Source organism: Bacillus cereus group sp. MYBK79-1 (assembly GCF_051915365.1).
Lineage (GTDB): Bacteria > Bacillota > Bacilli > Bacillales > Bacillaceae_G > Bacillus_A.
Window position 1 is genome coordinate 1 of the sequence record NZ_JBQAEO010000001.1, and the last position, 24,934, is coordinate 24,934.

Genomic DNA, 24,934 nt, shown 5'->3' on the forward strand with positions numbered 1-24,934 from the left:
CCTAAAGAAGACGTGAAAGCCCAAGAAGAAGCAAAAGCTAAAGAAGAAGAGATAGCAAGAGAAATAGCAAAAGCTAAAGAAGAAGAGAAAGCAAGAGAAATAGCAAAGGCTAAAGAAGAAGAGAAAGCAAGAGAAATAGCAAAAGCTAAGGAAGAAGAGAAAGCAAGAGAAATAGCAAAAGCTAAGGAAGAAGAGAAAGCAAGAGAAATAGCAAAGGCTAAGGAAGAGGCCAAAGCAAGAGAAATAGCGAAGGCTAAAGAAGAAGCAAAAGTAAAAGAAGAGTCTAAAAATAACATACAGTCTGCTAAACGTGAATTAACGGTAGTAGCGACAGCATATACAGCGGATCCAAGTGAGAATGGTACTTATGGTGGACGTGTTTTAACTGCGATGGGGCATGATTTAACGGCTAATCCGAATATAAGAATTATCGCAGTTGATCCGAAAGTAATCCCATTAGGATCTAAAGTCTGGGTAGAAGGTTATGGAGAAGCTATCGCTGGTGATACGGGAAGTGCTATTAAAGGAAATCGTATTGATGTTTTAATGGGTTCAAAAAGTAAAGCTATGAATTGGGGAAGACAAACTGTTAAAGTTAAAATTCTTTAATAAATATAGTTATATAGAAATAAGTCAGTTCTCTTTATTGAGACTGGCTTTTATTTTTGAGTGAATATGATTGATTGAAAGACTATGTACTTTCACTCGTAATAGTGTAATTAAGTTTAAAGTATAGGTGTATTCTAGTGTTAGTTTTATTTATAATGAAGTGGATTAGATTTATTTAAAGCGAGGATAGAATATGACAACAGAATTATATGGCGCACATTGCAATGAGTTGAAAGGGTATAGAGTAATTGAGGGGAAAGATTCCTATAATCATTACTTTGGTGGTGAAGATTGCAATTTGCCAGTATGTAAGTTATGTAGTGAGAAGATGCATCAAATTCTCTGTTTTGATTTAAAAGATGGGAGACTTGCTGAACTTAAAAGTAATGAAATGAATATTTTACCATTTGTTTCATGTTTGAACTGCGCGATGGTGTGGGAACCGCAATATTTTCAGTTAAGTGATGGAGGTAAAACAGTTCAAATCATACAGCAGCAAAATACAGAAGAATGGATAATGGAAGAGGGATATAAGCTACCAGTTCCCCTCCCAAAAATAAATGTAAGGCTTATAAATATGAAAAATGAAGATATACCTTCTGATGAAGATAGTTACTGGGAAGCTTTCGACTTATTCGGTTCTGAATATGTATGTAGATTATTAGGGGCACCATTATATGATGATCTTCCAGAGAATTTGGCGTGTCCAACTTGTTCTAAAGAGATGAAGTATGTTGCTACAATTACACAAGATATCGAGGAACGCGGGCTGATTTCAGTAGTTGATTTCCAGTTTGGGGAAATGAATATATACTATTATTTATGTAAAGATTGTTCAATTATAAAAACTGAAATACAAAGTACATAATAAGACTAACATATTATGTTAGTCTTATTTTTTGATCGCAACATTAGTAAGAATCGCATCAAATATATCTTTTTGCGTGAAGTTATCTGTAAAAATAGTTTCTCTAGTAACTTCAATCGTATCGTGCGGATTATACCATTTTTGTAGGGAATCCTCACCAAATTCATGTCGTTTGTCCCTTGTATTATGTCGTCGAATCGTTTCTTTTAATGATAAATCAAAGTAATATGTATAGGCGTTTCCTTCAAAAAAATGTATTAATTCTTTCAACATTTCACCGTATCTTCGACTGTTTAAAATACCTTCTAAAATAACAAACTCACATTTTCCTTTTCCGTACTTTGTAATTTCAAATAGTAAATCATGCGATAAATTACCCATCGTATCGTGTACTCTAAGCATATCTCTACGTACAAGATCCTGTGAAATTAAAAGTGTACCTTGTCCGAAATGTTCTTGTAGTTGCTTTGCAATTGTTGTTTTACCACTTGCGGAGTTTCCTCTAAGAATGATTAAAGTTGATTTAAGTATAGGATTAGACATAATGTATTCCCCCAGTGTGAATGAGTATATAGAAAATTTTAACAAATAAAGTGTGGGAAGTGTATAATTAATAGGATGGAAATAAAAAGGTGGGAGTTAGATGGAACATAAATTAAGTAAGGTGCAGCCGATTTGGAAACGGACATGGTTTCGCTATCTAGGAGTATTTATAATTGTTCAATTGCTGTTTATTATTTGTGAGGTTACTGGATGGGCACCAAACTTTAAGCCTAGTGGGGAATTTTTAAATAGAATTTTACATTCTCAATTTTTCACGGAATGGTTCACTCCATATGAAATCCCTCATTTTAATTTGTTTACTGCTCTTTTTGCGGTTACATTGTTACCATACGCGCTATTAGGTGTAATGAAAGATTTCACAACAAGGAAAAATATAAATAATTAAAAAGAGGTATTCTATGTTATTTCAAAAAGATAACGTATCGGTACGGTACGTAAAAGAAGAGGATGCACAGATCATTTCAAAATGGTTAACTGACCCAGAAGTCTTACGGTATTACGAAGGGCGAGATAATCCGCAATCTGTAGAAATGGTACTGGATCATTTTATACATAATCCAAATAGTCATGAAAAAAGATGCTTAATAGAGTTTGATGACGTGCCAATTGGTTATATTCAAATGTATCCAGTTGATTCTGAGTGGAAAACATTATATGGCTATGAAGAATCACAACATGTATGGGGAATGGATCAATTTATCGGAGAACCGAATTATTGGGGAAAAGGAATTGGAACGAAACTCGTTCAGGAAGCAATTACATATATTATGGAGAACACGGGAGCAGAAGCAATCGCAATGGACCCGAAAGTAAATAATGAACGCGCGTTAAAATGTTATGAAAAATGCGGATTTAAAAAGGTGAAGATTTTAAAAGAACATGAGCTACATGAGGGGAAATTAGAAGATTGTTGGATGATGGAGTACAAACAAAGGGAGCTGCGCGAAATGAAAAAAGCATTAATAGTAATTGATGTGCAAGCAGGTATGTATACAGCAGGAATGCCAGTACATAACGGGGAAAAGTTTTTAGAAATATTGCAAGAACTAATTAGGGAATGTCGTTCAAATGATATTCCAGTTATTTATGTACAACATAACGGGCCGAAAGATCATCCGTTAGAAAAAGGTACAGAGGGATGGAAAGTACATGAGGCGATTGCTCCGCAAGAAGGGGACAGCATTTTTGAAAAGACGACGCCAGATTCATTCCATAAGACGAACTTAAACGAAGTGCTACAAGAAAAAGGGATTGAACACGTTATTATTTCAGGAATGCAAACAGAGTACTGTGTGGATACGACAACGCGAAGAGCGTTTAGTGAAGGGTATAAAGTAACGTTAGTAAGTGATGCACATAGTACGTTTGACACAGAAGTGTTACGTGCTGAAGACATTGTTAAGCATCATAATGTAGTGTTTGGAGCGTTTGCTGATGTTGTTATGTTAAAAAATTTGAAAGTGACTGCCTCTAAATAAGAGGCAGCTTTTTAGTATAAGAAATAGTGTCGGTAGATCAATATTTTGAAATAATCGTTCATATAATTTCACGTACCAAAATGAAAGCGTAAAAAGGAGCACCACATAATTAAAAAGGGTGCTCCTACATCAAAATGTTACTTCTTCTTATCTTTATCCAATATATTTTGTTCTTCAGCAAATTCCGTACCATATGCAAATCGGCGATTAATATGAATGTTATCATTGTTGTGCCTTGTGTGTGAGTTAGAGAAGCGATGAACGATTACTTCAGATAATGTAAAGACAATGGCAGAAAGGATGCTACCCCATGCAATTTGCATATAATTGTCTAATAAAATATTACCGAAAATCCATACGCTTAAATACGTTAGTAAGAAATCCGACATAATGGCACCAGTATTGCCTATTCGGTTTAATATGATTTTATCAACGAACATATAGGATACGATTGTAACAAAAAGACTGAATGAAATAATTTGGACGAACGTTGCAGGGAAAAATAAAGCGAGTCCAATACTAAATGCGATAACGCACGATATAAACTTGATAAGTACTACAGTAAAATCATTCAATATTTACACCTCCGATTTATACATAGTTTTGCAATAAATTCAGGAGTTCATACATTATTACGGATTTATTTACATAAAACTTTTTCATGTTTAAATTGTAGTCTAAATATTATAAAAATAAAGAAAAAATGTTATAGTAAAATGAGAGTATATGACATTTTTAGGTAAGGGGGAATCCTAGGTGTGGATTACTTCAGAAGTAGAAATTCCAGATGAGTTAATCGATCATCTTGAACAAGGAAAGTTAGTACTATTTGTTGGAGCGGGAGTTTCTATGAAAGGGAAATCAAACTTACCGAATTTTGATGATCTAGTTGACGAAATTGCGAAAACCTTATATGTAGAAACGCGTGAAATAACAGAACCTCATGATTATTATCTTGGTAAAATTGCGAAAACAAAAGATGTACATCAAGTTGCAAGAGGTTTAGTTCATACTGAAAAGTCAAAGCCGAATCCGCTTCATTATGCGATTCCAAGGTTGTTTCCTTTAGATACGGAAGTCCGCATTGTAACGACAAATTTTGATCGACATTTTACAACTGCGATGAAAGAAATGAATAGAGAATTAAACGTATATTATGCACCTGCGTTACCTACAGGTAGAGCGTTTAAGGGACTCGCTTACATACATGGCAATATAGAACAAGAGAAAGAAGCATTAATTTTAACAGATGGTGATTTTGGAAGGGCTTACTTGACGGAAGGATGGGCAAGAAGATTTTTAGTTGATTTATTCTCGAATTATACCGTTTTATTCGTTGGATATAGCCATAATGACCCGGTAATGAAATATTTAGCGACTGGTTTACCACCAAGTACAAGGCGTTTTGCCTTTGTTGCACAAGGGGAAAATACGTACCACTGGGAGCATTTAGGAATACGACCGATTGTGTATCCGAATAAAGGAAATAATCATCAATCTCTCGTTAAAGCAGTGAAGCGATGGGCGGAATTAATGGGCGATAATTATATTACAAAACGAATGCGAATTCGTGACATAGTAACAGTTCCGCCGTCAGTAGAGCAGGAACAATTATCATACATAAAACAATCCATAAAAAAAATTGAAACAGTCCGTTACTTTGTTGAATTTGCTCATGATTATGAATGGGTGGAATGGCTTGAAGCAGAAGGGAAATTACAAAATTTATTTTTAGTTACATCAAACGATAATGAAGTAGATGAACTACTTGCGGAATGGTTAGTGGAACAATTTCTTTTTAGTCATCAAAAAGAATTATTTCAATTAATTTTTAAAAATCATTCTAAACTATCTCCGTTATTATGGAGAACAATTTGTAGCTACCTAAGCGAAACGAAAATTAAAATGAACCCGTTATTGTTTGCAAGATGGACACTTCTTTTATTAGAAACAGCTGAAAAAGATAGTAAATCAATTGAAAAAATTTCTTATTTACTGCAAAAATGTTCTTTTCCTGAGCATAAAGAAATTGCTTTATTATTACTAACGTTTATTTTGGATGGAAAGCTTAAGTTGAAGCGGGAGAGAAAATGGGGAAATGATACGCAAGAATCAATAGAACTTGAGGAATCGAGTCGATTACCAGTGTCTACATTTTCTTATGTGGAGCAAATTTGGAATGAGAAGATGAAACCGCATATTTCCTATTACGCCGTACCAATTATGATGATGGGAATAGAGAAGATGCGAATGTTATCACTAAGACAAACGGCATTGAAAAAAAAGGATAAAGAAAATGTAGAAAAAGAGTTTCAGCAAAATGATCTTACATTTTTAATTCAAATTGTAAAAGAGTGTTTAGCTTATTTATGTGAAAACAATGAGAAAAAAGCAAATTATTATATTACAGAAATGATAGAAGCAAACAGCATACTACAACATCGAATTGCAATTGATGCGATGAATAAAAATATATTCTTTAGCGCTGATGACAAAGTGAAATGGTTGTTACAGGAAGGACTTCTTTTAGATGTCACGTATAAACACGAAGTTTTTCAACTTATAAAAAATCATTTCGCATCTTCTTTAGAAAAAACAAAGGAAGAAGTCATTCAAATTGTACTGAAAGACCTTGCAGAGGAGAGGGCATTTGATGTTTGCTTAGTATTAGATTTATTATTCACTTGTGATCCAAATAGTCCATCTACAGCAAAAGGTTATGAGCTAATGAAGCAAAAGCATCCTCACTTTCATTCTGAGCGATACAGTGTACAAAAGAAAGAAATCACAGAACAAAGTATTACTTGTAATGTAACTGCTGATGGATTATTACAGCTGAAAGACGATGAAATTATGAAGCAAGTTCGCCAATTTTCTCAAGACGGTGTTTTTGAACAACGTCATTTTTTAGAGATGTTATCGAAAGCGTGTAAATTGAATACAGAATGGAGCATTTCATTTGCCTATCAATTAGTTGGTATGCATGAAATAAGTAATGAAGTATGGTTTGTTTGTATTAGAGAGTGGCGAAATAACCGAGGATTGACAAATGAACAAATCCAAAAAGTTATACCGCTATTGCAGAAATTTGTTAGAAATACTGATTTTCATTGGTTAATTAGTAGCTTTCTATATGAAATTAGTAATCGATTAGAAGAGTTAGAGGAAAATAGTATACGCAATGTGAAACGGTTTGCTTTTTCGGTATTCCCTCAAGTAATGAAAAGCGGTACAAATTTTAAGCTTGGAAAACAAGATTTTTACAATGAATCGATCCAGCATCCTGTTGGGAAAATGACAGCTGTATTATTAAAACTGTTATCATATGATCATTTATACGATCGTAATGTGTATGAATATTTATTTTTATTTGAAGAACAAGTAAGAATTAGTACAGAACGGACAAATTTTATGTTAGCGCGTTTAGTAGCTGATATTACATTTCTTTATCATATTGAGAAGCAATGGTGCCGAAAATATTTATTACCGTACTTAGATTTAAAGAAGGAAAATGAGATTACGAAATATGCATGGGCAGGCTTATGTTACACGCAAATCAATTTACCTTTATTTACAGAGATGAAGCGATTTATTAAGTATGCGGTAGAACATTTGGAAGTATTACATCCGCATACGAGGGAAGCTTTCTTGAAATGGCTTAGTTTTGTATTTATTAAATGTGTACTGTATTGGGAGCAAAAAACAGATTGGTTATACCCGTTACTTATACAAGAAAATGAAGAAAATAAAATTAAATTTATGCAGTTTTTATGCTATTACGTCAAAACGTTAAGTGCAAAAGAACAACAAAAATTTTGGGCATCTTGGCTCAGTATATTTTTGCGAGAACGACCGAAAATGGGGGAAATCACAGCTAGAGAATATGTAATGATTATACGTATTATTTTATTTATGGGTGAAATAGTAGAAAGAGGATTATCGATAATATGTAAATCATTTTCGGATGTAGGTGGGAAAGGGAATCAAACGGAGTTAAAACAGTTGTTTAATGAAATACTTGCAAAGACAGAAAGTATAAAGATGTATAAAGAATTGTATGCAAATGTATTTTTTATCTTACTACAAACGCTTCAGGAAGCCGATTTACTTGAAACTGAAATCATTCAAATAAAAGAAATATTAATCCAGTATGGAGTAGACAAATATGTATTAAATGCAATAGATAATGAGGTAATTCGCATCGGAATTGTTATGGAGAATTTACAAGAAGAAATGTAGGGCGAAAGTGGAATTTTAAAAAATAAATAAAAAGTTGTTGACAGTGTTTTGAAAAGCGTTCTATAATACGAATCATACTTATTCAATTTCAAAAACATTTGAATAAACAAAGTGCAATGAAGAGATCACAGTAGTGGTTAGTCTTACTGTAACAGAGAGCTGGTGGTTGGTGTGAACCAGTACAGGGATAATCATGAATTACAGTCTTGGAGCATCTTTTTCGTAGTAAAGATAGTTTCGTCTTTATGAAGAAAAAGCGGTCAATTGATCGTTAACAGTGAAGAGAGGTAGACGGAAAGTTAGTCTACAACTAGGGTGGTACCGCGATAAATATCGTCCCTACTGATTTATTCAGTAGGGACTTTTTGTATTTTAGTGGCCCAACTTGAAAATTAAATATACATGCGTTGAAAGGAAAAGCAGTAGTTGTTGTTTCCCTGTAACAGAGAGCTGGTGGTTGGTGCGAACCAGTACAAAAACAAGAGCGAATTACAGTCCTAGAGCATCTTTTTCGTAGTAAAGATAGTATTGTCTTTATGAAGGGAAAGACGGTCAGATGATCGTTAACAATGAAGAGAGGTAGACGAAAGAAGTCTACAACTAGGGTGGTACCGCGATAAATATCGTCCCTACTGATTGAATCAGTAGGGATTTTTTGTACAAAAAAGTGGGTTTTTATTTCTTTGATAGTGTCCTTATAGTAAGTATTTGTTTAAAATAAGAAGAGGTATCGATTCCACTTAAAATTTGTATAATTTATCAGTTCAGAAAATAGAGAATCTTTCATTCTCTTACTATACTTTTAAAACATTAGAGGAGGATTTCCAAATGGCAAATCATGAATTAGATCAATTACGTAAACAGGTAGATGAAATTAACTTACAACTATTACACTTATTAAATAAACGCGGTGAAATCGTTCAAAAAATTGGGGAACAAAAGCAAGTACAAGGTACGAAACGTTTTGATCCAGTACGTGAGCGTGAAGTGCTTGATATGATTGCAGAGCATAACGAAGGACCATTCGAAACGTCAACAGTTCAACACATTTTCAAAACAATCTTCAAAGCTAGCTTAGAATTACAAGAAGATGATAACCGTAAAGCATTACTAGTATCACGTAAAAAGAAACAAGAAAACACAATCGTTAATGTAAAAGGTGAATTGATTGGAAACGGAACACAAACATTCATCATGGGACCTTGTGCGGTAGAAAGCTTAGAGCAAGTTCGCCAAGTAGGGCAAGCGATGAAAGACCAAGGTCTAAAATTAATGCGCGGTGGTGCTTTCAAACCGAGAACATCTCCATACGATTTCCAAGGTTTAGGAGTAGAAGGATTACAAATTTTACGCCAAGTAGCAGATGAGTTCGACTTAGCGATCATTAGTGAAATCTTAAATCCGAACGATGTTGAAATGGCGCTAGACTACGTTGATGTCATTCAAGTTGGCGCACGTAACATGCAAAACTTCGATTTATTACGAGCTGTAGGTAAAGTTAACAAGCCAGTATTACTAAAACGTGGATTAGCAGCAACAATTGATGAGTTCATTAACGCGGCTGAATACATCATTGCACAAGGTAACGACCAAATTATTCTATGTGAGCGTGGTATCCGCACATACGAAAGAGCGACACGTAACACATTAGACATTTCAGCAGTACCGATTTTAAAGAAAGAAACACATTTACCAGTAATCGTTGACGTAACGCATTCAACTGGACGTAGAGACTTATTATTACCAACAGCGAAAGCAGCACTTGCAATTGGCGCAGATGCAGTAATGGCTGAAGTACATCCAGACCCAGCTGTTGCATTATCAGATTCTGCACAACAAATGGATATTCCAGAATTCCATAGATTCATGGATGAGTTAAAAGGTTTCAAAAATAAATTATCTTAATTCCATATCATATATGCGCTGAAGAGGAAACAGTAGTGCTTATCTCCCTGTTAAAGAGAGCTGATGGTCGGTGTGAATCAGTACAAAGGTAAGCATGAATTACAGCCTTGGAGCATCTTTTCCGCCAACTTTTGGAGGGAAGACGGTCTAACGATCGTTAAAGAAGAAGAGAGGTAGACGATAGTTGTCTACAACTAGGGTGGTACCGCGATAAATATCGTCCCTACTGAGCGCTCAGTAGGGACTTTTTTGTACAAAAAAATAGTAAAGGGGCAAGAGAAATGAGATACATTACAGCTGGAGAATCACATGGACCGCAGTTAACAGTAATTTTAGAAGGTGTACCAGCAGGTTTAACATTAACAGCGGAACATATTAATAAAGAATTATTAAGAAGACAAAAAGGGCACGGACGCGGAAGACGTATGCAAATAGAAACGGATACAGTTGAAATTGTAAGTGGTGTTCGTCATGGGATGACACTTGGCTCACCAATAACGTTAATCGTTAAAAATGATGATTTCAAACATTGGACGAAAGTAATGGGTGCAGAGCCAATTTCGGAAAAAGAAAGTAAAGATATGAAACGTACAATTACAAAACCACGCCCAGGACATGCGGATTTAAACGGCGCAATTAAATACGGACATCGTGATATAAGAAACGTACTAGAGCGCTCATCTGCAAGAGAAACGACAGTTCGTGTAGCCGCTGGTGCAGTTGCAAAACAAGTTTTAAAAGAATTAGGCGTGGAAATTGCAGGGCATGTACTCGAAATTGGTGGAGTAAAAGCAACACATATTTCAAACTTATCAATTGAAGAAATTCAAACAATTACTGAAAACTCACCAGTTCGATGTTTAGATAAAGAAGTAGAACAAGAAATGATGGATGCGATTGATAACGCAAAAAGTAGCGGAGATTCAATCGGCGGTATTGTTGAAGTGATTGCAGAAGGCATGCCGATTGGCATTGGTAGTTACGTTCATTACGATCGTAAATTAGATGCAAAACTTGCTGGTGCGATTATGAGTATTAATGCATTTAAAGGTGCTGAAATTGGCGTTGGTTTTGAAGCGGCAAGACAGCCAGGAAGTAAAGTGCACGATGAAATTTTATGGGATGAAGAAAATGGATACACGAGAAAAACGAATAATGCAGGCGGTTTAGAAGGCGGTATGACAACAGGAATGCCAATTGTCGTACGAGGTGTTATGAAACCAATACCTACATTATACAAACCGTTAGCAAGTGTTGACATTGATACGAAAGAAGCATTCCAAGCGAGTATTGAAAGATCTGATAGTTGTGCAGTACCAGCAGCAGGTGTAGTAGCTGAATCTGTTGTAGCATGGGAACTTGCACATGCACTAGTCGAACAATTCGGAAAAGATCGTATGGATTTAATTCAGCAAAACATTACGCAACATAACAAATACGCAAAAGAATTTTAATAAAAGGTGGTTTTAACATGCAAGTAAAAGATCAACTATCATCATTACAACCATATAAACCAGGTAAATCACCTGAACAAATGAAAGAAGTGTACGGAGATCATTCATTTGTGAAATTAGCATCAAATGAAAATCCATTCGGTTGTTCCCCACGTGTTTTAGATGAGTTGCAAAAAACGTGGTTGGAACATGCTTTATATCCTGACGGAGGTGCTACAACGCTTCGTCAAACAATTGCAAATAAGTTACATGTACAAATGGAACAAGTACTTTGCGGTAGTGGATTAGATGAAGTTATTCAAATCATAAGTCGTGCAGTACTAGAAGCAGGAGATAACATCGTAACGGCAGGTGCAACATTCCCGCAGTACCGTCATCATGCAATTATTGAAGGTTGTGAAGTGAAAGAAATACCTTTAAATAACGGTGTATACGATTTAGACGAAATTTCGTCAGCGGTAAATAATAATACGAAAATCGTATGGATTTGTAATCCGAACAACCCGACAGGCACATATGTGAATGAGCAAAAATTGACTCAATTTATTGAAGGTATTAGTGAAAATACGTTAATTGTCATTGATGAAGCGTACTATGAATACGTAACAGCAAAAGATTTCCCGGAGACATTACCGCTTTTAGAAAAACATAAAAATATTCTTGTACTTAGAACGTTTTCTAAAGCATACGGATTAGCTTCTTTCCGCGTTGGATATGCGATTGGACAGGAAGAGCTAATCGAGAAATTAAATGTCGTACGTTTGCCATTTAACGTATCTTCATTAGCGCAAAAAGCAGCGACAATTGCTTTTGGTGATGATGAGTTTATTGAAGAAATAGTTCGTGTGAATACAGAGGGATTACAACAATACGAGAGCTTTTGTAAGGAAAATGAAATTCCATTTTATCCATCGCAAACCAATTTCATCTTCTTGCCAGTTGAGAATGCTGGGGAGATTTATGAAGCTTGTGCACACGCAGGATTTATTATTCGTCCGTTCCCAAATGGTGTCCGTATTACAGTCGGAACAAGGGAGCAAAATGAAGGAGTGATTTCAGTGTTACAACAACACTTTGAAAATAAAAAAAGAAAGTCTCGAGATGAGGCAAATGTGTAAAAAGGTAGTTTTAATTGGAACTGGTTTAATAGGAGGCTCTCTTGCATTAGCAATTAAGAAAGAGCACGATGTAACGATAACAGGTTATGATATATTTCAAGAACAAGTAGAGCGTGCAAAAGAGTTGCACGTAGTAGACGAAGTAGCGGTAGATTTACAGCGTGCATGTGAAGAGGCGCATTTAATTGTTTTTGCTTCTCCAGTTGAAGAAACGAAGAAGTTATTACACAAATTAGCGTCATTTCGTTTACGAGAAGATGTGATTGTAACCGATGTTGGGAGTACAAAAGGGACGATTATGAATGAAGCGGAAGCTTTATTTTCAAAGGAAGTTTCTTTCATTGGTGGACATCCGATGGCAGGTTCTCATAAAACGGGAGTTGAAAGTGCAAAAGCACATTTATTTGAAAATGCATTTTATATTTTAACGCCGATGAATCATGTACCAAATGAACATGTGGAAGAACTTAAAGTATGGTTACAAGGAACAGGATCTCATTTTCTCGTTTTAAATACGGAGGAACATGATTATGTAACAGGGATTGTTAGTCATTTTCCACATCTAATCGCAGCTGGATTAGTAAAGCAAGTAGAGAAACATGCAGGAGATAATCCGCTTATTCATCAACTAGCTGCCGGAGGGTTTAAAGACATTACACGTATTGCATCTAGTAGTCCAAAAATGTGGAGTGATATTGTTAAGCAAAATCGCGAGCATTTAATGGTATTATTAAAAGAGTGGATCTCTGAAATGGAAGATTTATATGATACAGTTTCTACCGGAGATGCAGGCGAGATTCAAAATTATTTTGCAGATGCGAAAGAATATCGTGACTCTTTACCAGTACGAAAGAGAGGGGCAATTCCTGCCTATCACGACTTATACGTCGATGTTTTAGATAAAGTAGGGGCATTGGCTCATATTACGAGTATTTTGGCGCGAGAAGAAATTAGTATTACGAACTTGCAAATATTAGAAGCACGTGAAGGATTGCTTGGGGTATTACGTATTAGCTTCCAAAGAGAAGAAGATCGTATGAAAGCAAAGCTAGCGCTTGGAGAAGAAAAATACCAAACTTATGAAACAATTTAAATGAGAAGGTGAAAACGTGAAGGAAAGAACGATACAACCTGTTAATAACGGATTAAATGGTATTATTACAATTCCAGGAGATAAATCCATTTCACACCGCGCTGTCATGTTCGGCGCAATTGCAGAAGGAAAAACAACAATTAAAGGTTTCTTGCCCGGTGCAGACTGTTTAAGTACAATTTCTTGCTTTAAAGAAATGGGAGTAGAAATCGTGCAAAACGGTGATGAAGTCACTGTACTTGGTAAAGGATTAGAAGGCTTACAGGAACCGAAAGCTGTATTAGATGTTGGTAATTCTGGTACAACAATACGTTTAATGTCAGGGATTTTGGCAAATACACCATTTTTCTCTTGCGTACAAGGTGATGCATCTATCGCAAAAAGACCGATGAAACGTGTTACAAATCCATTAAAACAGATGGGCGCAAACATTGATGGCCGCGAAGAAGGAACGTTTACACCGCTAACAATACGTGGTGGAGATTTAAAAGCAATTGAATACACGTCGCCTGTAGCAAGTGCACAAGTAAAATCAGCTATTTTACTTGCAGGGCTTCGTGCAGAAGGTGTAACAGCTATTACAGAACCACATATTTCACGCGACCATACGGAAAGAATGCTTGAAGCATTTGGCGTTAAAGTAACTCGCGAGGGAAAAACAGTAAAACTTGCAGGTGGACAAAAGTTAACAGCAACAGACGTTCAAGTGCCAGGTGACGTATCATCAGCTGCATTTTTCCTAGTAGCGGGTGCAATCATTCCAAATAGTAAACTAGTATTACAAAATGTAGGGATGAATCCAACTCGTACAGGTATTATTGATGTTTTAGAGAAAATGGGTGCTACGTTCACTGAAGAGCCAATTAACGAAGGAGCATCAGAACCAGCTGCAAACATTACGATTGAAACATCTTCATTAAAAGGAATCGAAATTGGCGGAGATATTATCCCAAGATTAATTGATGAAATTCCTGTTATCGCCTTAGCGGCAACGCAAGCAGAAGGGATTACAGTTATTAAAGACGCACACGAGTTAAAAGTAAAAGAAACGAACCGTATTGATACAGTTGTTGCGGAGTTAACGAAACTCGGAGCTCGCATAGAAGCAACTGATGACGGTATGATTATTTACGGAAAATCAGCACTAAAAGGTAATACAGTAAATAGTTACGGTGATCACCGCATCGGAATGATGCTTGCGATCGCCGGGTGTATCGCAGAAGGAAAAACAACAATTGAAGACGCAGAAGCAGTAGGCGTATCATATCCTACATTCTTCGAAGAACTTCAAAAGTTAGCTAAATAAAGTAATGAGAAGCAGATACGGGATCAATGTATCTGCTTTTTTTTATATTGGATTCGTGTCGTTAAGTCGATATAATTTCATTCACCGAACTGTAAAATTGAGAATTATGGTACAATTCAAACAAGGAATGGAGGAGAAATATATGAACGTTTTAAGATTAAAAGAAGATAAATTTAGAGAAGCATTGCGCCTATCAGAATACGCTTTTCAATATAAAGTTGATGAGGAGCGATTGCAGCAACAACTTACAAAAATGAAAGAAAGTCATGAAATATACGGTATTATGGAAGGGGAAGATTTAGCAGCAAAACTGCATCTTATTCCGTTTCATATATACATAGGCAAAGAGAAATTTAAAATGGGAGGCGTTGCAGGGGTAGCGACGTATCCAGAGTATAGAAGAAGCGGGTACGTGAAAGAGTTGCTTCAACATTCACTTCAAACGATGAAAAAAGACGGATATACAGTATCGATGCTACATCCATTTGCTGTTTCATTTTACCGTAAATACGGCTGGGAACTTTGTGCGAATCTCCTTGTATGTCATATGACAAAGAGTGATTTAGTTATGAAAAAACAAGTGAATGGTACTGTGAAACGTTACAATAAAGAAAATCATCCAGAAGAAGTTGAGAAAATTTATGAAACATTTGCAGAACGTTTTTCCGGTATGCTAGTTCGCGGTGAAAAATGGTGGTTCCAGGCTGTATATGATGATTTAACATTAGCGATTTATTACGATAAAAATAAAACGGCAGCTGGCTACATGCTATATAAAATAGAAAACTATAAAATGACAGTAGAAGAATTTGTTCCACTGCATAATGAAGCGCGAAATGGCCTGTGGAACTTTATTTGCCAGCATGATTCTATGATTAAAGAACTTGAAATGACTGTAAGTGAAAACGAACCGTTATTATATACACTGCAAGAGCCACGCTTGAAGGCAGAAATAAAGCCATATTTTATGGGCAGAATTGTAGATGTGGAGCAGTTCTTAAAACAATATGAGTTGAATTGGAACAATGTACAGCAAGAAGTAATTTTACATATTACAGATTCATTTGCACCATGGAATAACGTAACAGTGAGACTTGCAAATCATGAAATAATAATTATAGAAGAAATAAAGGATAAAGGAATTAGGCTAGATATAAATGCATTATCTACAATAATGTTTGGATACAAACGTCCGTTACAACTTAATGAAATAGAATTAATTAGCGGAAGTGAAGAGGAAATACGAGCGTTGGAGAATATAGTTCCGGTACGTAAAGCATTTATTTATGATTTCTTTTAAGTTTTAAATAGGAAATTGGGCCGTCCCAAACAAAATTTTGGGACGGCTTCAAATTATACTGTCAGTTTTTGTCGGTAAGTCGATTTATCTTGAAAATCGCTGATATAATTTTCTTACAAACAAGGGATTAAAACCGAAGCGATACTGGTCACGCACTTGACTTTTAATCGATGTAATTTATAATTAAAAACGGAATGAATTTTCATTCCTGAAAATAGAGGTGGAAAAAATGGCTAAAAATAAACAAGAGGATATTTTTGATGCTGCGATGCAACTTTTCGCAGAGCGTGGTTACGATGGTACGACAATTCCAATGATCGCTGAAAAAGCAAAGGTCGGTGCGGGTACTATTTATCGCTACTTTGAAAATAAAGAGGCGCTTGTTAACTCATTATTTTCAAAAAGTATGTTAGAGCTTTCTGAAATGATAAAAACGGATTTTCCTGTTGAAGCAAATATTCGTGAACAGTTTAGTCATACGTACAACCGTTTATTTGAATTTGCGAGAAACAATGTGGACGCTTTTTTATTTACAAATTCTCACTGCGATAGTTATTTTCTTGACGAACAGAGTAAGAAAATATTTGACGATTTTATAGGCTTCTTTATGAATATTATTGAAGATGGAATCGCAAAAGGTTTTCTTCGTCCATTGCCTCCAGTTGCTTTAATTATTATTGTATATCAACCGCTAGAAAAACTAACGAAGGTAATTGCAACAGGGCAATTAGAATACTCAAAAGAATTAGTAAAAGAATTGGAAGAAAGTTCTTGGAACGCTATTAGAATCATTTGATTCTATAGCTAATAAGTATAGGAATGAATATTCATTCCTAAATATATTTAAAACATGAGAGTAGGAGAGGATATTTGTGTAACAATAGGAATGAACATTCATTCCGGAAAAGGTAGTTTAATAAAGTTTAAAAAATAATGTAATAGAATGATAGGAATGAACGTTCATTCCTAAAAAGTATTTTTAAAGGGATAGGAATGAATATTCATTCCCCTTTAATTTTCAAAACAGGAGATGATTAAAATGAGTAAGCTAAAAAATTGGAGAAGTTTATCTTTTCTATTATGGATAGTTATTACTATTACAATGATCGTAACGATGCCTAATATGGATAAATTAGTGAAAGAAAAAGGGCATATTACGATTCCTAATACAGAGCAAAGTAGTATTGCTGACAAAATGATAAAAGAGATGGATAAAGGCGGGACAGAAAAATATGAAGTTATAGCTGTTTTTAATAGTGGAAGTAAAGCAGCTTTAACATCTGAACAAAAAGATGAAATAATAAAAACAATCAAGGCTTTACAAAATGAAAAAGAGCAATTAGGAATTAAGGAAGTTGTTTCACATTTAGATAATAAAGATTTGGAAAAACAGTTGATATCTAAAGACAATACGACTATTTTAACGCAAATCTCAGTAGATAAAAAAAATGGTGAAATATCAAAAGTTGCAAATGATCTTCATAAAAAAGTGCAAACGAAGGGTGTTAAAACGTACTTAACAGGAAGTGATTTAATAGCGGGTGATTTCCTTACATCCTCTCAAGAGGGAGTGAAAAAGACAGAAGTTATTTCTATCATTTTCATTTTAGTTGTATTAATCATTGTATTTCGTTCACCAATTGTTCCAATCGTTTCTCTTCTTACAGTTGGTGTATCCTATTTAGTTTCAATGGGGATTATCGCCCATTTAGTTGATCGATTTAATTTTCCGTTTTCCAACTTTACACAAGTGTTTGTAGTTGTTGTCCTGTTTGGAGTTGGAACAGACTATAACATTTTATTATATACAAGATTTAAAGAAGAATTAAGTAAACAAGAAAATGCATTTTTGGCTACGAAAGAAACGTTTAAATCAGCAGGAAAAACCGTTTTATATAGCGGAATAGCAGTACTAATCGGTTTTGCATCTCTCGCTTTAGCAAGTTTTAAACTGTATCAATCTACTTCAGCCGTAGCAATTGGTGTCGCAGTATTGTTACTTGTATTAACTACATTAAATCCATTTTTTATGGTGCTTTTAGGAAAAGGGATGTTTTATCCAGTTAAAACATTTAAAGGTCATGAGGATAGTCGCTTATGGGGATTTCTTGCGAAAAACTCAGTAGCAAGACCATTTGTCGCTTTAATCATTGTATTTGTGATATCGATTCCTTTCGTAATGAAATACTCTAACACACTGAATTACAATGATTTATTTGAAGTAGATAATAAATATGAATCCAAAATGGGGATTAACGTAATAGAAGATCATTTCCCACCTGGTTTTTCTTCGCCAAGTACGTTAGTTATTCAATCGGATAACAAATTAGACGAGTCGAGTTCGCTGCAAACTTTAGATGAACTAACAGATAAGATTTTGAAAGTGAAAGGTGTTTCAGAAGTATATTCACCGACGCGTCCAACTGGTGAAAGGATAAAAGAACTATATATAAATAAACAAGCTGGAGAACTAAATACAGGTTTAGGAGATGCTAATGGTGGTATTAAGGAAATTAATGATGGGTTAACTACTGCGAAAGATAAAATGGGTAGTAAAGACTCAAATAGTCTTGCAAACGTTCAAAAGTTAATTGATGGAACAACGGAAGCGGAAAATGGTGTAACAGCATTAGGAACAGCTTTAAATCAACTTTCAAATGGTATAAATGACGGAGCACAAGGTGCGCAGCAAATTGAGAGTGGGTTAACTTCAGTAAATGAAAATATTAGTGTATTATCTAATGCAACTTCACAACTTCATGCTGGCTATGCGCAGTTAGAAAAAGGATTAAGTTCTTACGATCAATACTTTAGAAGTATTTCTCAAGCGATTGATGGGGCGAAAAAAGGTTACGAACAAATTGAAATGTTAATGACCAATTTCATTCAAACGAAACCAGAATTAGCAAATGATCCGAACATACTACAGACGATAGGAATTGCTAAAGAGGCTCAAAAGCAATTAGGTGTGCTTTCAAATGAATTAAATCAATTAGCAACGCAGCATAAAGCAGCGATGGGCTCATTTAAAGAAGCAAATCAATCGTTATTGAAAGTGGATAACGGTTTAAAAGAAATGAACAATGGAGTTACTAAATTGCAAAAAGGAGCGGCTGATCTTAAATCTGGATTAGATGAAGGTGCTTCAGGTTCAAAACAAATTGCGAACAGGTCATCTGAGTTACAAACGGGATTAACGAAAATAAACGATGGGCAAGGGCAGCTATTATCAGGGCTGAAAGACTTGCAAGAACAGATGGGGCAATTACAATCAGGATTATCTAAAAGTACAGAAGGGCTCGAAAAGGTAAGTAACGGACTAGGGGATGCTCAGAAATATTTAGGAGAACTGAATGAATCAAAAAGTTCTGAGAAATTTTATATTCCAAAAGAAGTTTTAGAGGGAGAAGATTTCCAAAAAGCATTGAATACGTACATGTCACATGATAGAAAGACTGCTAAAATGACAATCATTTTAGACGTAAATCCGTATTCAAAAGAAGCGATGCCAATTATTGAAGAAATTAATAAAACGATAGACGGTACGTTAAATGGTACAGAATTACATTCGGTGAAAAAAGCAATCGGAGGTACAACAGCTAGAAACGTTGATTTAAAAGAAGTAACAGGTCAAGACTTCTTACGTACAGCTACGATAATGTTAATTGGAATTGCGATTGTATTACTCGTTATTACACGGTCATTTTTAAATACAATCTTCATTATTGGATCTTTAATATTAGCCTATTTTGCATCACTTGGCATAAGTGAACAAATTAGTACACACGTATTAAATGTAGAGTCATTAAGCTGGAATGTACCATTCTTTAGTTTTATTATGATTGTCGCTTTAGGTGTGGATTATAGCATTTTCGTAATGATGCGATACAATGAGCTAAAGGGAGACCCAGCAACGAAAATTGTTAATGCCTCTCGTCACATAGGCGGAGTTGTATTATCAGCCGCGCTTATTTTAGGTGGTACATTTGCTGCATTAATCCCTTCAGGTGTATTGACGCTTATACAAGTAGCATCCGTTGTTGGTGTTGCACTGTTACTATTAGCAATCATTGTAATGCCAATATTATTACCTGCTTTAATAGGGTTAACGAGTAAAATGAAGTATTATACGAAGAAATTAAGTAAAAGAAAATAAGAAGAATCCCCTTTTAAAAGGGGATTCTTCTTATTTAATAAACTTGTCCATCACATCTTTATATTTTGCAAATTCTTCATCTTTCATATCGCCATTCATTTATAAAAGAAAATTGCCTTTTTCGTGAGTATGAGAGAATAACATAGGAGCAGAATTTCCTAATTCATCGTAATATTTTTTAACTTTTTCTAGGTATTCTTTCTTTGTAATTTCGAATAAACGATCACCTTTGTCTTCACCAAGAGCAGGTACGATAATACGTTTTTTTTTCTTTTCGAAGATTGCCGAATTCTTTTTGAGGAAGATTGGTAGGATTTTCTGCTTGAAGACCAGCATTTTTAAATTCAGAGATAATTGAATCGACAGTTACTTTCGTTTCTTTTTTCTCTTGTTTTGATTCAGTAGGTGTTTTTGCATTGTTATTACTACATGCAGTTAAGGAAGTAAGAGATAAACATAATGCTCCAATAATAAATATTTTCTTCAAAATAATGACGCCTTACATTATGAATTTTGCTTCTATATAATATTGATTCGTTAAAAACATACATTTTATTCAAGATAGAAAAGGGACGAATAGCAATCAACCGTTGCTATTCATCCATCTTCTACTATATAATAGCTATAGTCTACAATAATTGAGTCGTAATATGCGATTTTTTAAGACAATCGGTGAGAAAACGCTGAAATAAGCGGTATTAGTAGGAGGACACAAATGATTACAGTAAGTAACGTTAGTTTGCGTTTCGCGGATCGCAAATTGTTTGAAGATGTTAACATAAAATTCACGCCAGGTAACTGCTACGGTTTAATCGGAGCAAACGGTGCTGGTAAATCGACATTTCTAAAGATTTTATCTGGAGAAATTGAACCATCAACAGGTGACATACATATTACGCCAGGTGAGCGTCTAGCAGTATTAAAACAGAACCACTTCGAATATGAAGAGTTCGCAGTATTAGAAACAGTAATTATGGGTCACACGCAACTTTACAAAGTAATGCAAGAGAAAAATGCCATTTACATGAAAGAAGACTTTAGTGATGAAGATGGTATGCGTGCTGCTGAACTTGAAGGTGAATTCGCTGAACTTAACGGTTGGGAAGCAGAATCAGAAGCTGCAATCCTTCTTAAAGGTTTAGGTATTGGTGAAGATGTTCATGATAAGAAATTATCAGAATTAACTGGGGCAGAGAAAGTAAAAGTATTACTTGCTCAAGCTTTATTCGGTAAACCAGACATTCTGTTACTAGATGAGCCTACCAACCACTTGGACTTAAAAGCGATTCAATGGTTAGAAAACTTCTTAATGAACTTTGAAAATACAGTAATCGTTGTATCCCATGACCGTCACTTCTTAAATAAAGTTTGTACGCACATGGCTGATCTTGATTTCGGTAAAATTCAACTTTATGTTGGTAACTATGACTTCTGGTATGAGTCAAGCCAATTAGCTTTAAAATTAACGCAAGATGCTAATAAGAAAAAAGAAGAGAAAGTAAAAGAGTTACAAAACTTCATTGCACGCTTTAGCTCAAACGCATCTAAAGCGAAACAAGCAACTTCTCGTAAAAAATTATTAGATAAAATTACATTAGATGATATTAGACCATCATCACGTCGTTACCCATTCGTTGGCTTCACACCTGAACGTGAAGTAGGAAATGACTTATTAACTGTTGAAGGTCTTTCAAAAACAATTGATGGTGAAAAAGTGTTAGATAATGTGTACTTCACTTTAAATAAAGGTGATAAAGTTGCATTTATCGGTCGTAACGATATTGCGATGACTACATTATTTAAAATTCTTATGGGTGAAATGGAGCCAGATAGCGGTTCATTCAAATGGGGCGTTACAACTTCTCAATCTTACTTCCCAAGAGATAACTCTAAATACTTTGAGAACAGTGACTCTAACTTAGTTGATTGGTTACGTCAATTCTCTCCACAAGATGAGTCAGAAAGCTTCTTACGTGGTTTCTTAGGCCGTATGTTATTCTCAGGTGAAGAAGTTAAGAAGAACGTTTCTGTATTATCGGGAGGCGAAAAAGTTCGTTGTATGCTATCTAAAATGATGTTAAGTGGTGCGAACGTAATCACACTTGATGATCCAACGAACCACTTAGACCTTGAGTCTATCACTGCATTAAACAACGGTTTAATCGCATTTAAAGGTACAATGTTATTCACATCTCATGACCATCAGTTCGTACAAACAATTGCAAACCGCATTATCGAAGTAACGCCAAACGGTGTAATCGATAAAGAGGCTACTTACGATGAGTTCTTAGAAAATGAAGAACTTCAAAAACAAGTAGATGCAATGTACAAAGGTCAATAATAAATGATGAAAAACCTCGCTCTCGTAATGAGAGCGAGGTTTTTTTATAATCAATGATTTTATATGTTATGAATAATTATACAAGGATAGCTTTAGAGATGAAAATGATATTTTGATATTGCATATTGAGAAATGGCTACAGCATGAATAAAGTTGAAATACATGAAAGTAATATACACCGAAAAAAACTAATGCTATCTATTGTGAATTTCATTATATTACATGAATGTTCCAGAATTGGAGACATATTTATTTGCGAAGCAGTGAATAAAGGTTTATAGTATGTGGTGTCATAATTAGTGGATGGACCTCGGGAGAAAACAAGAAATGTTACAAAATTATTTTGTTAAATAGAAACCAAGGTCAAAAAATTTGAAAAGAAATAGTTGAATAAATAAAAGCTTCAAATTATAATTACTAATATTCTTCATATAGTTAAACAGATAAAATCTATTTGAAGATGAAAAATTGAATAGAGAGATAGACTTATATCAAAATAAGCCTTGGATGACTAAAAGAGGTGGAGAGATGAAACAGTTCTTATTAAAGAGCAAAAGTGTGTTAAGCAATCATTTTGGGTTCTTTTTGTTTGCCGTAATTTTATTTTGGTTTAAAACATACGCAGCTTATATAACGGAATTTAATTTAGGAATTTCAAACACAATCCAAAAATTCTTGCTGTTTTTTAACCCGCTTAGTTCAGCAGTTCTATTTTTAGGACTTGCATTACTTGCAAAAGGGAAACGATCTTATATTTGGTTAATTATCATTAATTTGTTATTGTCGATTCTTTTATACGCAAACGTAGTATATTATCGCTTTTTCAGTGACTTTATTACGTTCCCAACGTTAACACAAACGAATAACTTTGGAGATTTAGGTGGTAGTATTCTTGCGTTGCTACATCCTTATGATCCGCTATATTTCTTAGATACAATCATTTTAATTGTGTTAGTAGCAACGAAATTTGCAAATCCAAAACCAATTCGTGTTGCGAAACATAAAGTATCGCTAGTATTTGTAGCAGGTATTTTATTATTCAGTGTTAACTTAGGACTTGCAGAATCTGACCGTCCTGAATTATTAACAAGAACGTTCGATCGTAATTATATTGTGAAATATTTAGGGGCATATAACTATACAATTTATGATGGTATTCAAAGTGCGAAAGCATCAACGGAAAGAGCATTAGCTGATGGAGATAACATGACAGAAGTCAGAAACTATTTAACGTCAACTTATGCAAGTCCAAATCCTGAGTATTTCGGTAAAGGAAAAGGAATGAACGTAATCTATATTCATCTAGAGTCATTCCAAAACTTCTTAATCGATTATAAATTAAATAGTCAAGAAGTAACACCGTTCTTAAACTCATTCACAAAAGATGCGAATACGCTTTACTTTGATAACTTCTTCCATCAAACAGGACAAGGGAAAACATCTGATGCGGAGTTTATGTTAGAGAATTCAATGTTTGGTTTACCACAAGGATCTGTTTTTACAACAAAATCTCATAATACGTATCAATCAGCACCAGCTATTTTAGGACAACAAGGATACTCATCAGCTGTATTCCATGGTAACTATAAAACATTCTGGAACCGTGACGATATTTATAAATCATTTGGTTTCAATAAATTCTTTGATGCGTCTTATTATGATATGAATGAAAAAGATGTAGTAAACTATGGATTAAAAGATAAACCTTTCTTTAATGAATCCATTCCGTTATTACAAACATTGAAACAACCGTTCTATACGAAGTTCATTACGTTATCGAACCATTTCCCGTATCCGATTGATAAAGCGGAAGCAACGATTGAACCAGCTAAAACAGGTGACTCATCAGTAGATACGTATTTCCAAACAGCACGTTATTTAGATGAGTCTGTAAAAGGATTTATGGATTACTTGAAACAATCTGGTTTATACGATAACTCAATTATCGTTATGTACGGTGACCATTACGGTATTTCAGATAACCATAGCGCAGCAATGTCTCAAGTAATGGGTAAAGAAATGAACTCATTTGAAAATGCACAGCTGCAACGTGTACCATTAATCATTCGTGTTCCAGGAATGAAGGGCGGCGTACAACATCAATACGGCGGACAAATTGATGTTCTTCCAACGTTATTACACTTACTAGGTACAGATACGAAAAATTATGTCCAGTTCGGATCTGATTTACTATCACCAGAGCATAAACAAGTCGTTCCATTCCGTAACGGTAACTACGTAAGTCCAACAGTTACTGCACTAAATGGCAAATACTATGATACAACGACTGGAAAACCAGTTGAATTTACAGATGAAATAAAACAAAATGAACAAATGGTTCAAAGTTCGTTAAAATATTCTGACCAAGTCGTAAATGGTGACTTATTACGATTCTACACACCAGAAGGCTTCACTCCAGTAGATCGTTCGAAGTATAATTATAACAATCGTGATAAAAACAAAACGAAGGTAAAAACAGCTCCGGAAGAGGAAACTAAATAAC

The 24,934-nt window shown here is 34.8% G+C and carries 17 protein-coding genes, 2 pseudogenes and 3 other annotated features; of the genes and pseudogenes, 16 read left to right on the forward strand and 3 right to left on the reverse strand.

Features of this window, described 5'->3' with window-relative positions:
* Together ACTFOB_RS00005 and ACTFOB_RS00010 are read left to right on the forward strand one after the other, a co-directional pair.
* The coding region (locus tag ACTFOB_RS00005; RefSeq protein WP_440032705.1) for a 3D domain-containing protein at window positions 1–609 on the forward strand (609 nt) is incomplete at its 5' end.
* Between the two features lie 193 nt (window positions 610–802).
* On the forward strand, window positions 803–1,477 hold the full coding sequence (locus ACTFOB_RS00010; protein WP_440023753.1) for a hypothetical protein: 675 nt from the start codon (window positions 803–805) through the stop codon (window positions 1,475–1,477).
* A 24-nt stretch (window positions 1,478–1,501) separates the two neighbouring features.
* Here the strand turns inward: ACTFOB_RS00010 and ACTFOB_RS00015 are convergent, their stop codons facing one another.
* The gene (locus ACTFOB_RS00015; RefSeq protein WP_440023755.1) at window positions 1,502–2,020 is read right to left on the reverse strand and encodes a kinase; all 519 of its coding nucleotides are present in this window, start codon (window positions 2,018–2,020) and stop codon (window positions 1,502–1,504) included.
* A 100-nt stretch (window positions 2,021–2,120) separates the two neighbouring features.
* Here ACTFOB_RS00015 and ACTFOB_RS00020 point away from each other — a divergent pair, with 100 nt between their 5' ends.
* From ACTFOB_RS00020 to ACTFOB_RS00030, 3 genes and pseudogenes are all read left to right on the forward strand, one after another.
* Window positions 2,121–2,426, forward strand: coding sequence for a YfzA family protein (locus tag ACTFOB_RS00020; RefSeq protein WP_440023757.1), 306 nt, complete (start codon window positions 2,121–2,123; stop codon window positions 2,424–2,426).
* Window positions 2,427–2,439: 13 nt separating this feature from the next.
* Window positions 2,440–2,973, forward strand: a pseudogene (locus tag ACTFOB_RS00025) (GNAT family N-acetyltransferase); the annotation flags it as partial.
* Window positions 2,974–2,988: 15 nt separating this feature from the next.
* Window positions 2,989–3,519, forward strand: coding sequence for a cysteine hydrolase family protein (locus ACTFOB_RS00030; RefSeq protein WP_440024763.1), 531 nt, complete (start codon window positions 2,989–2,991; stop codon window positions 3,517–3,519).
* Between the two features lie 137 nt (window positions 3,520–3,656).
* On the opposite strand, the gene ACTFOB_RS00035 is transcribed toward ACTFOB_RS00030, so the two are convergent.
* Window positions 3,657–4,094: a YndM family protein gene (locus ACTFOB_RS00035; protein ID WP_440023759.1), complete on the reverse strand. Its 438-nt coding sequence runs from the start codon at window positions 4,092–4,094 to the stop codon at window positions 3,657–3,659.
* A gap of 181 nt (window positions 4,095–4,275) precedes the next feature.
* On the opposite strand from ACTFOB_RS00035, the gene ACTFOB_RS00040 reads away from it, so the two are divergent.
* From ACTFOB_RS00040 to ACTFOB_RS00080, 9 genes are all read left to right on the forward strand, one after another.
* Window positions 4,276–7,758, forward strand: a complete 3,483-nt coding sequence (locus ACTFOB_RS00040) for a DUF4020 domain-containing protein (RefSeq protein WP_440023761.1) — start codon at window positions 4,276–4,278, stop codon at window positions 7,756–7,758.
* 107 nt (window positions 7,759–7,865) lie between these two features.
* Window positions 7,866–8,102, forward strand: a binding site (T-box leader).
* A 54-nt stretch (window positions 8,103–8,156) separates the two neighbouring features.
* Window positions 8,157–8,392 (forward strand) — a binding site (T-box leader).
* Between the two features lie 194 nt (window positions 8,393–8,586).
* Complete coding sequence (locus ACTFOB_RS00045; RefSeq protein WP_001273578.1) at window positions 8,587–9,663, forward strand: bifunctional 3-deoxy-7-phosphoheptulonate synthase/chorismate mutase; 1,077 nt, start codon at window positions 8,587–8,589, stop codon at window positions 9,661–9,663.
* Window positions 9,664–9,672: 9 nt separating this feature from the next.
* Window positions 9,673–9,891: a binding site (T-box leader), on the forward strand.
* A 53-nt stretch (window positions 9,892–9,944) separates the two neighbouring features.
* Window positions 9,945–11,117 carry a chorismate synthase gene (gene aroC, locus ACTFOB_RS00050; RefSeq protein ID WP_440023764.1) on the forward strand — a complete coding sequence of 391 codons (1,173 nt, stop codon included), beginning with the start codon at window positions 9,945–9,947 and terminating at the stop codon, window positions 11,115–11,117.
* Window positions 11,118–11,134: 17 nt separating this feature from the next.
* Window positions 11,135–12,235 (forward strand): histidinol-phosphate transaminase, encoded by a 1,101-nt coding sequence (hisC, locus tag ACTFOB_RS00055; protein ID WP_440023765.1) that lies wholly within the window; start codon window positions 11,135–11,137, stop codon window positions 12,233–12,235.
* Window positions 12,228–13,328 (forward strand): prephenate dehydrogenase, encoded by a 1,101-nt coding sequence (gene tyrA / locus ACTFOB_RS00060; protein ID WP_440023767.1) that lies wholly within the window; start codon window positions 12,228–12,230, stop codon window positions 13,326–13,328. Before hisC ends, tyrA begins: the two co-directional genes overlap by 8 nt.
* Window positions 13,329–13,344: 16 nt before the next feature.
* Window positions 13,345–14,634: a 3-phosphoshikimate 1-carboxyvinyltransferase gene (gene aroA, locus ACTFOB_RS00065; RefSeq protein ID WP_440023769.1), complete on the forward strand. Its 1,290-nt coding sequence runs from the start codon at window positions 13,345–13,347 to the stop codon at window positions 14,632–14,634.
* Between the two features lie 142 nt (window positions 14,635–14,776).
* Entirely contained in the window at window positions 14,777–15,934 is a 1,158-nt protein-coding gene (locus ACTFOB_RS00070) for a GNAT family N-acetyltransferase (protein WP_440023771.1), read from the forward strand.
* Window positions 15,935–16,163: 229 nt separating this feature from the next.
* Window positions 16,164–16,730 (forward strand): TetR/AcrR family transcriptional regulator, encoded by a 567-nt coding sequence (locus ACTFOB_RS00075; protein WP_061666510.1) that lies wholly within the window; start codon window positions 16,164–16,166, stop codon window positions 16,728–16,730.
* A gap of 243 nt (window positions 16,731–16,973) precedes the next feature.
* Entirely contained in the window at window positions 16,974–20,090 is a 3,117-nt protein-coding gene (locus ACTFOB_RS00080; protein ID WP_440023774.1) for an MMPL family transporter, read from the forward strand.
* A 30-nt stretch (window positions 20,091–20,120) separates the two neighbouring features.
* Here ACTFOB_RS00080 and ACTFOB_RS00085 read toward each other — a convergent pair.
* Window positions 20,121–20,568: pseudogene (locus ACTFOB_RS00085) on the reverse strand (stress protein).
* A gap of 237 nt (window positions 20,569–20,805) precedes the next feature.
* On the opposite strand from ACTFOB_RS00085, the gene ACTFOB_RS00090 reads away from it, so the two are divergent.
* Together ACTFOB_RS00090 and ACTFOB_RS00095 are read left to right on the forward strand one after the other, a co-directional pair.
* The gene (locus ACTFOB_RS00090; RefSeq protein WP_440023775.1) at window positions 20,806–22,431 is read left to right on the forward strand and encodes an ABC-F family ATP-binding cassette domain-containing protein; all 1,626 of its coding nucleotides are present in this window, start codon (window positions 20,806–20,808) and stop codon (window positions 22,429–22,431) included.
* A 528-nt stretch (window positions 22,432–22,959) separates the two neighbouring features.
* Entirely contained in the window at window positions 22,960–24,933 is a 1,974-nt protein-coding gene (locus tag ACTFOB_RS00095; RefSeq protein ID WP_440023777.1) for an LTA synthase family protein, read from the forward strand.
* Window position 24,934 lies beyond the last annotated feature (1 nt).

Excerpts from the sequence above, each read along its gene's own strand:
- ACTFOB_RS00090 (WP_440023775.1), top strand. The coding sequence starts at position 20,806 with ATGATTACAGTAAGTAACGTTAGTTTGCGTTTCGCGGATCGCAAATTG.
- tyrA (WP_440023767.1), top strand. The coding sequence starts at position 12,228 with ATGTGTAAAAAGGTAGTTTTAATTGGAACTGGTTTAATAGGAGGCTCT.
- aroC (WP_440023764.1), top strand. The coding sequence starts at position 9,945 with ATGAGATACATTACAGCTGGAGAATCACATGGACCGCAGTTAACAGTA.
- hisC (WP_440023765.1), top strand. The coding sequence starts at position 11,135 with ATGCAAGTAAAAGATCAACTATCATCATTACAACCATATAAACCAGGT.
- ACTFOB_RS00030 (WP_440024763.1), top strand. The coding sequence starts at position 2,989 with ATGAAAAAAGCATTAATAGTAATTGATGTGCAAGCAGGTATGTATACA.
- ACTFOB_RS00015 (WP_440023755.1), bottom strand. The coding sequence starts at position 2,020 with ATGTCTAATCCTATACTTAAATCAACTTTAATCATTCTTAGAGGAAAC.
- ACTFOB_RS00070 (WP_440023771.1), top strand. The coding sequence starts at position 14,777 with ATGAACGTTTTAAGATTAAAAGAAGATAAATTTAGAGAAGCATTGCGC.
- ACTFOB_RS00075 (WP_061666510.1), top strand. The coding sequence starts at position 16,164 with ATGGCTAAAAATAAACAAGAGGATATTTTTGATGCTGCGATGCAACTT.
- ACTFOB_RS00010 (WP_440023753.1), top strand. The coding sequence starts at position 803 with ATGACAACAGAATTATATGGCGCACATTGCAATGAGTTGAAAGGGTAT.
- ACTFOB_RS00020 (WP_440023757.1), top strand. The coding sequence starts at position 2,121 with ATGGAACATAAATTAAGTAAGGTGCAGCCGATTTGGAAACGGACATGG.
- ACTFOB_RS00095 (WP_440023777.1), top strand. The coding sequence starts at position 22,960 with ATGAAACAGTTCTTATTAAAGAGCAAAAGTGTGTTAAGCAATCATTTT.
- ACTFOB_RS00080 (WP_440023774.1), top strand. The coding sequence starts at position 16,974 with ATGAGTAAGCTAAAAAATTGGAGAAGTTTATCTTTTCTATTATGGATA.
- ACTFOB_RS00045 (WP_001273578.1), top strand. The coding sequence starts at position 8,587 with ATGGCAAATCATGAATTAGATCAATTACGTAAACAGGTAGATGAAATT.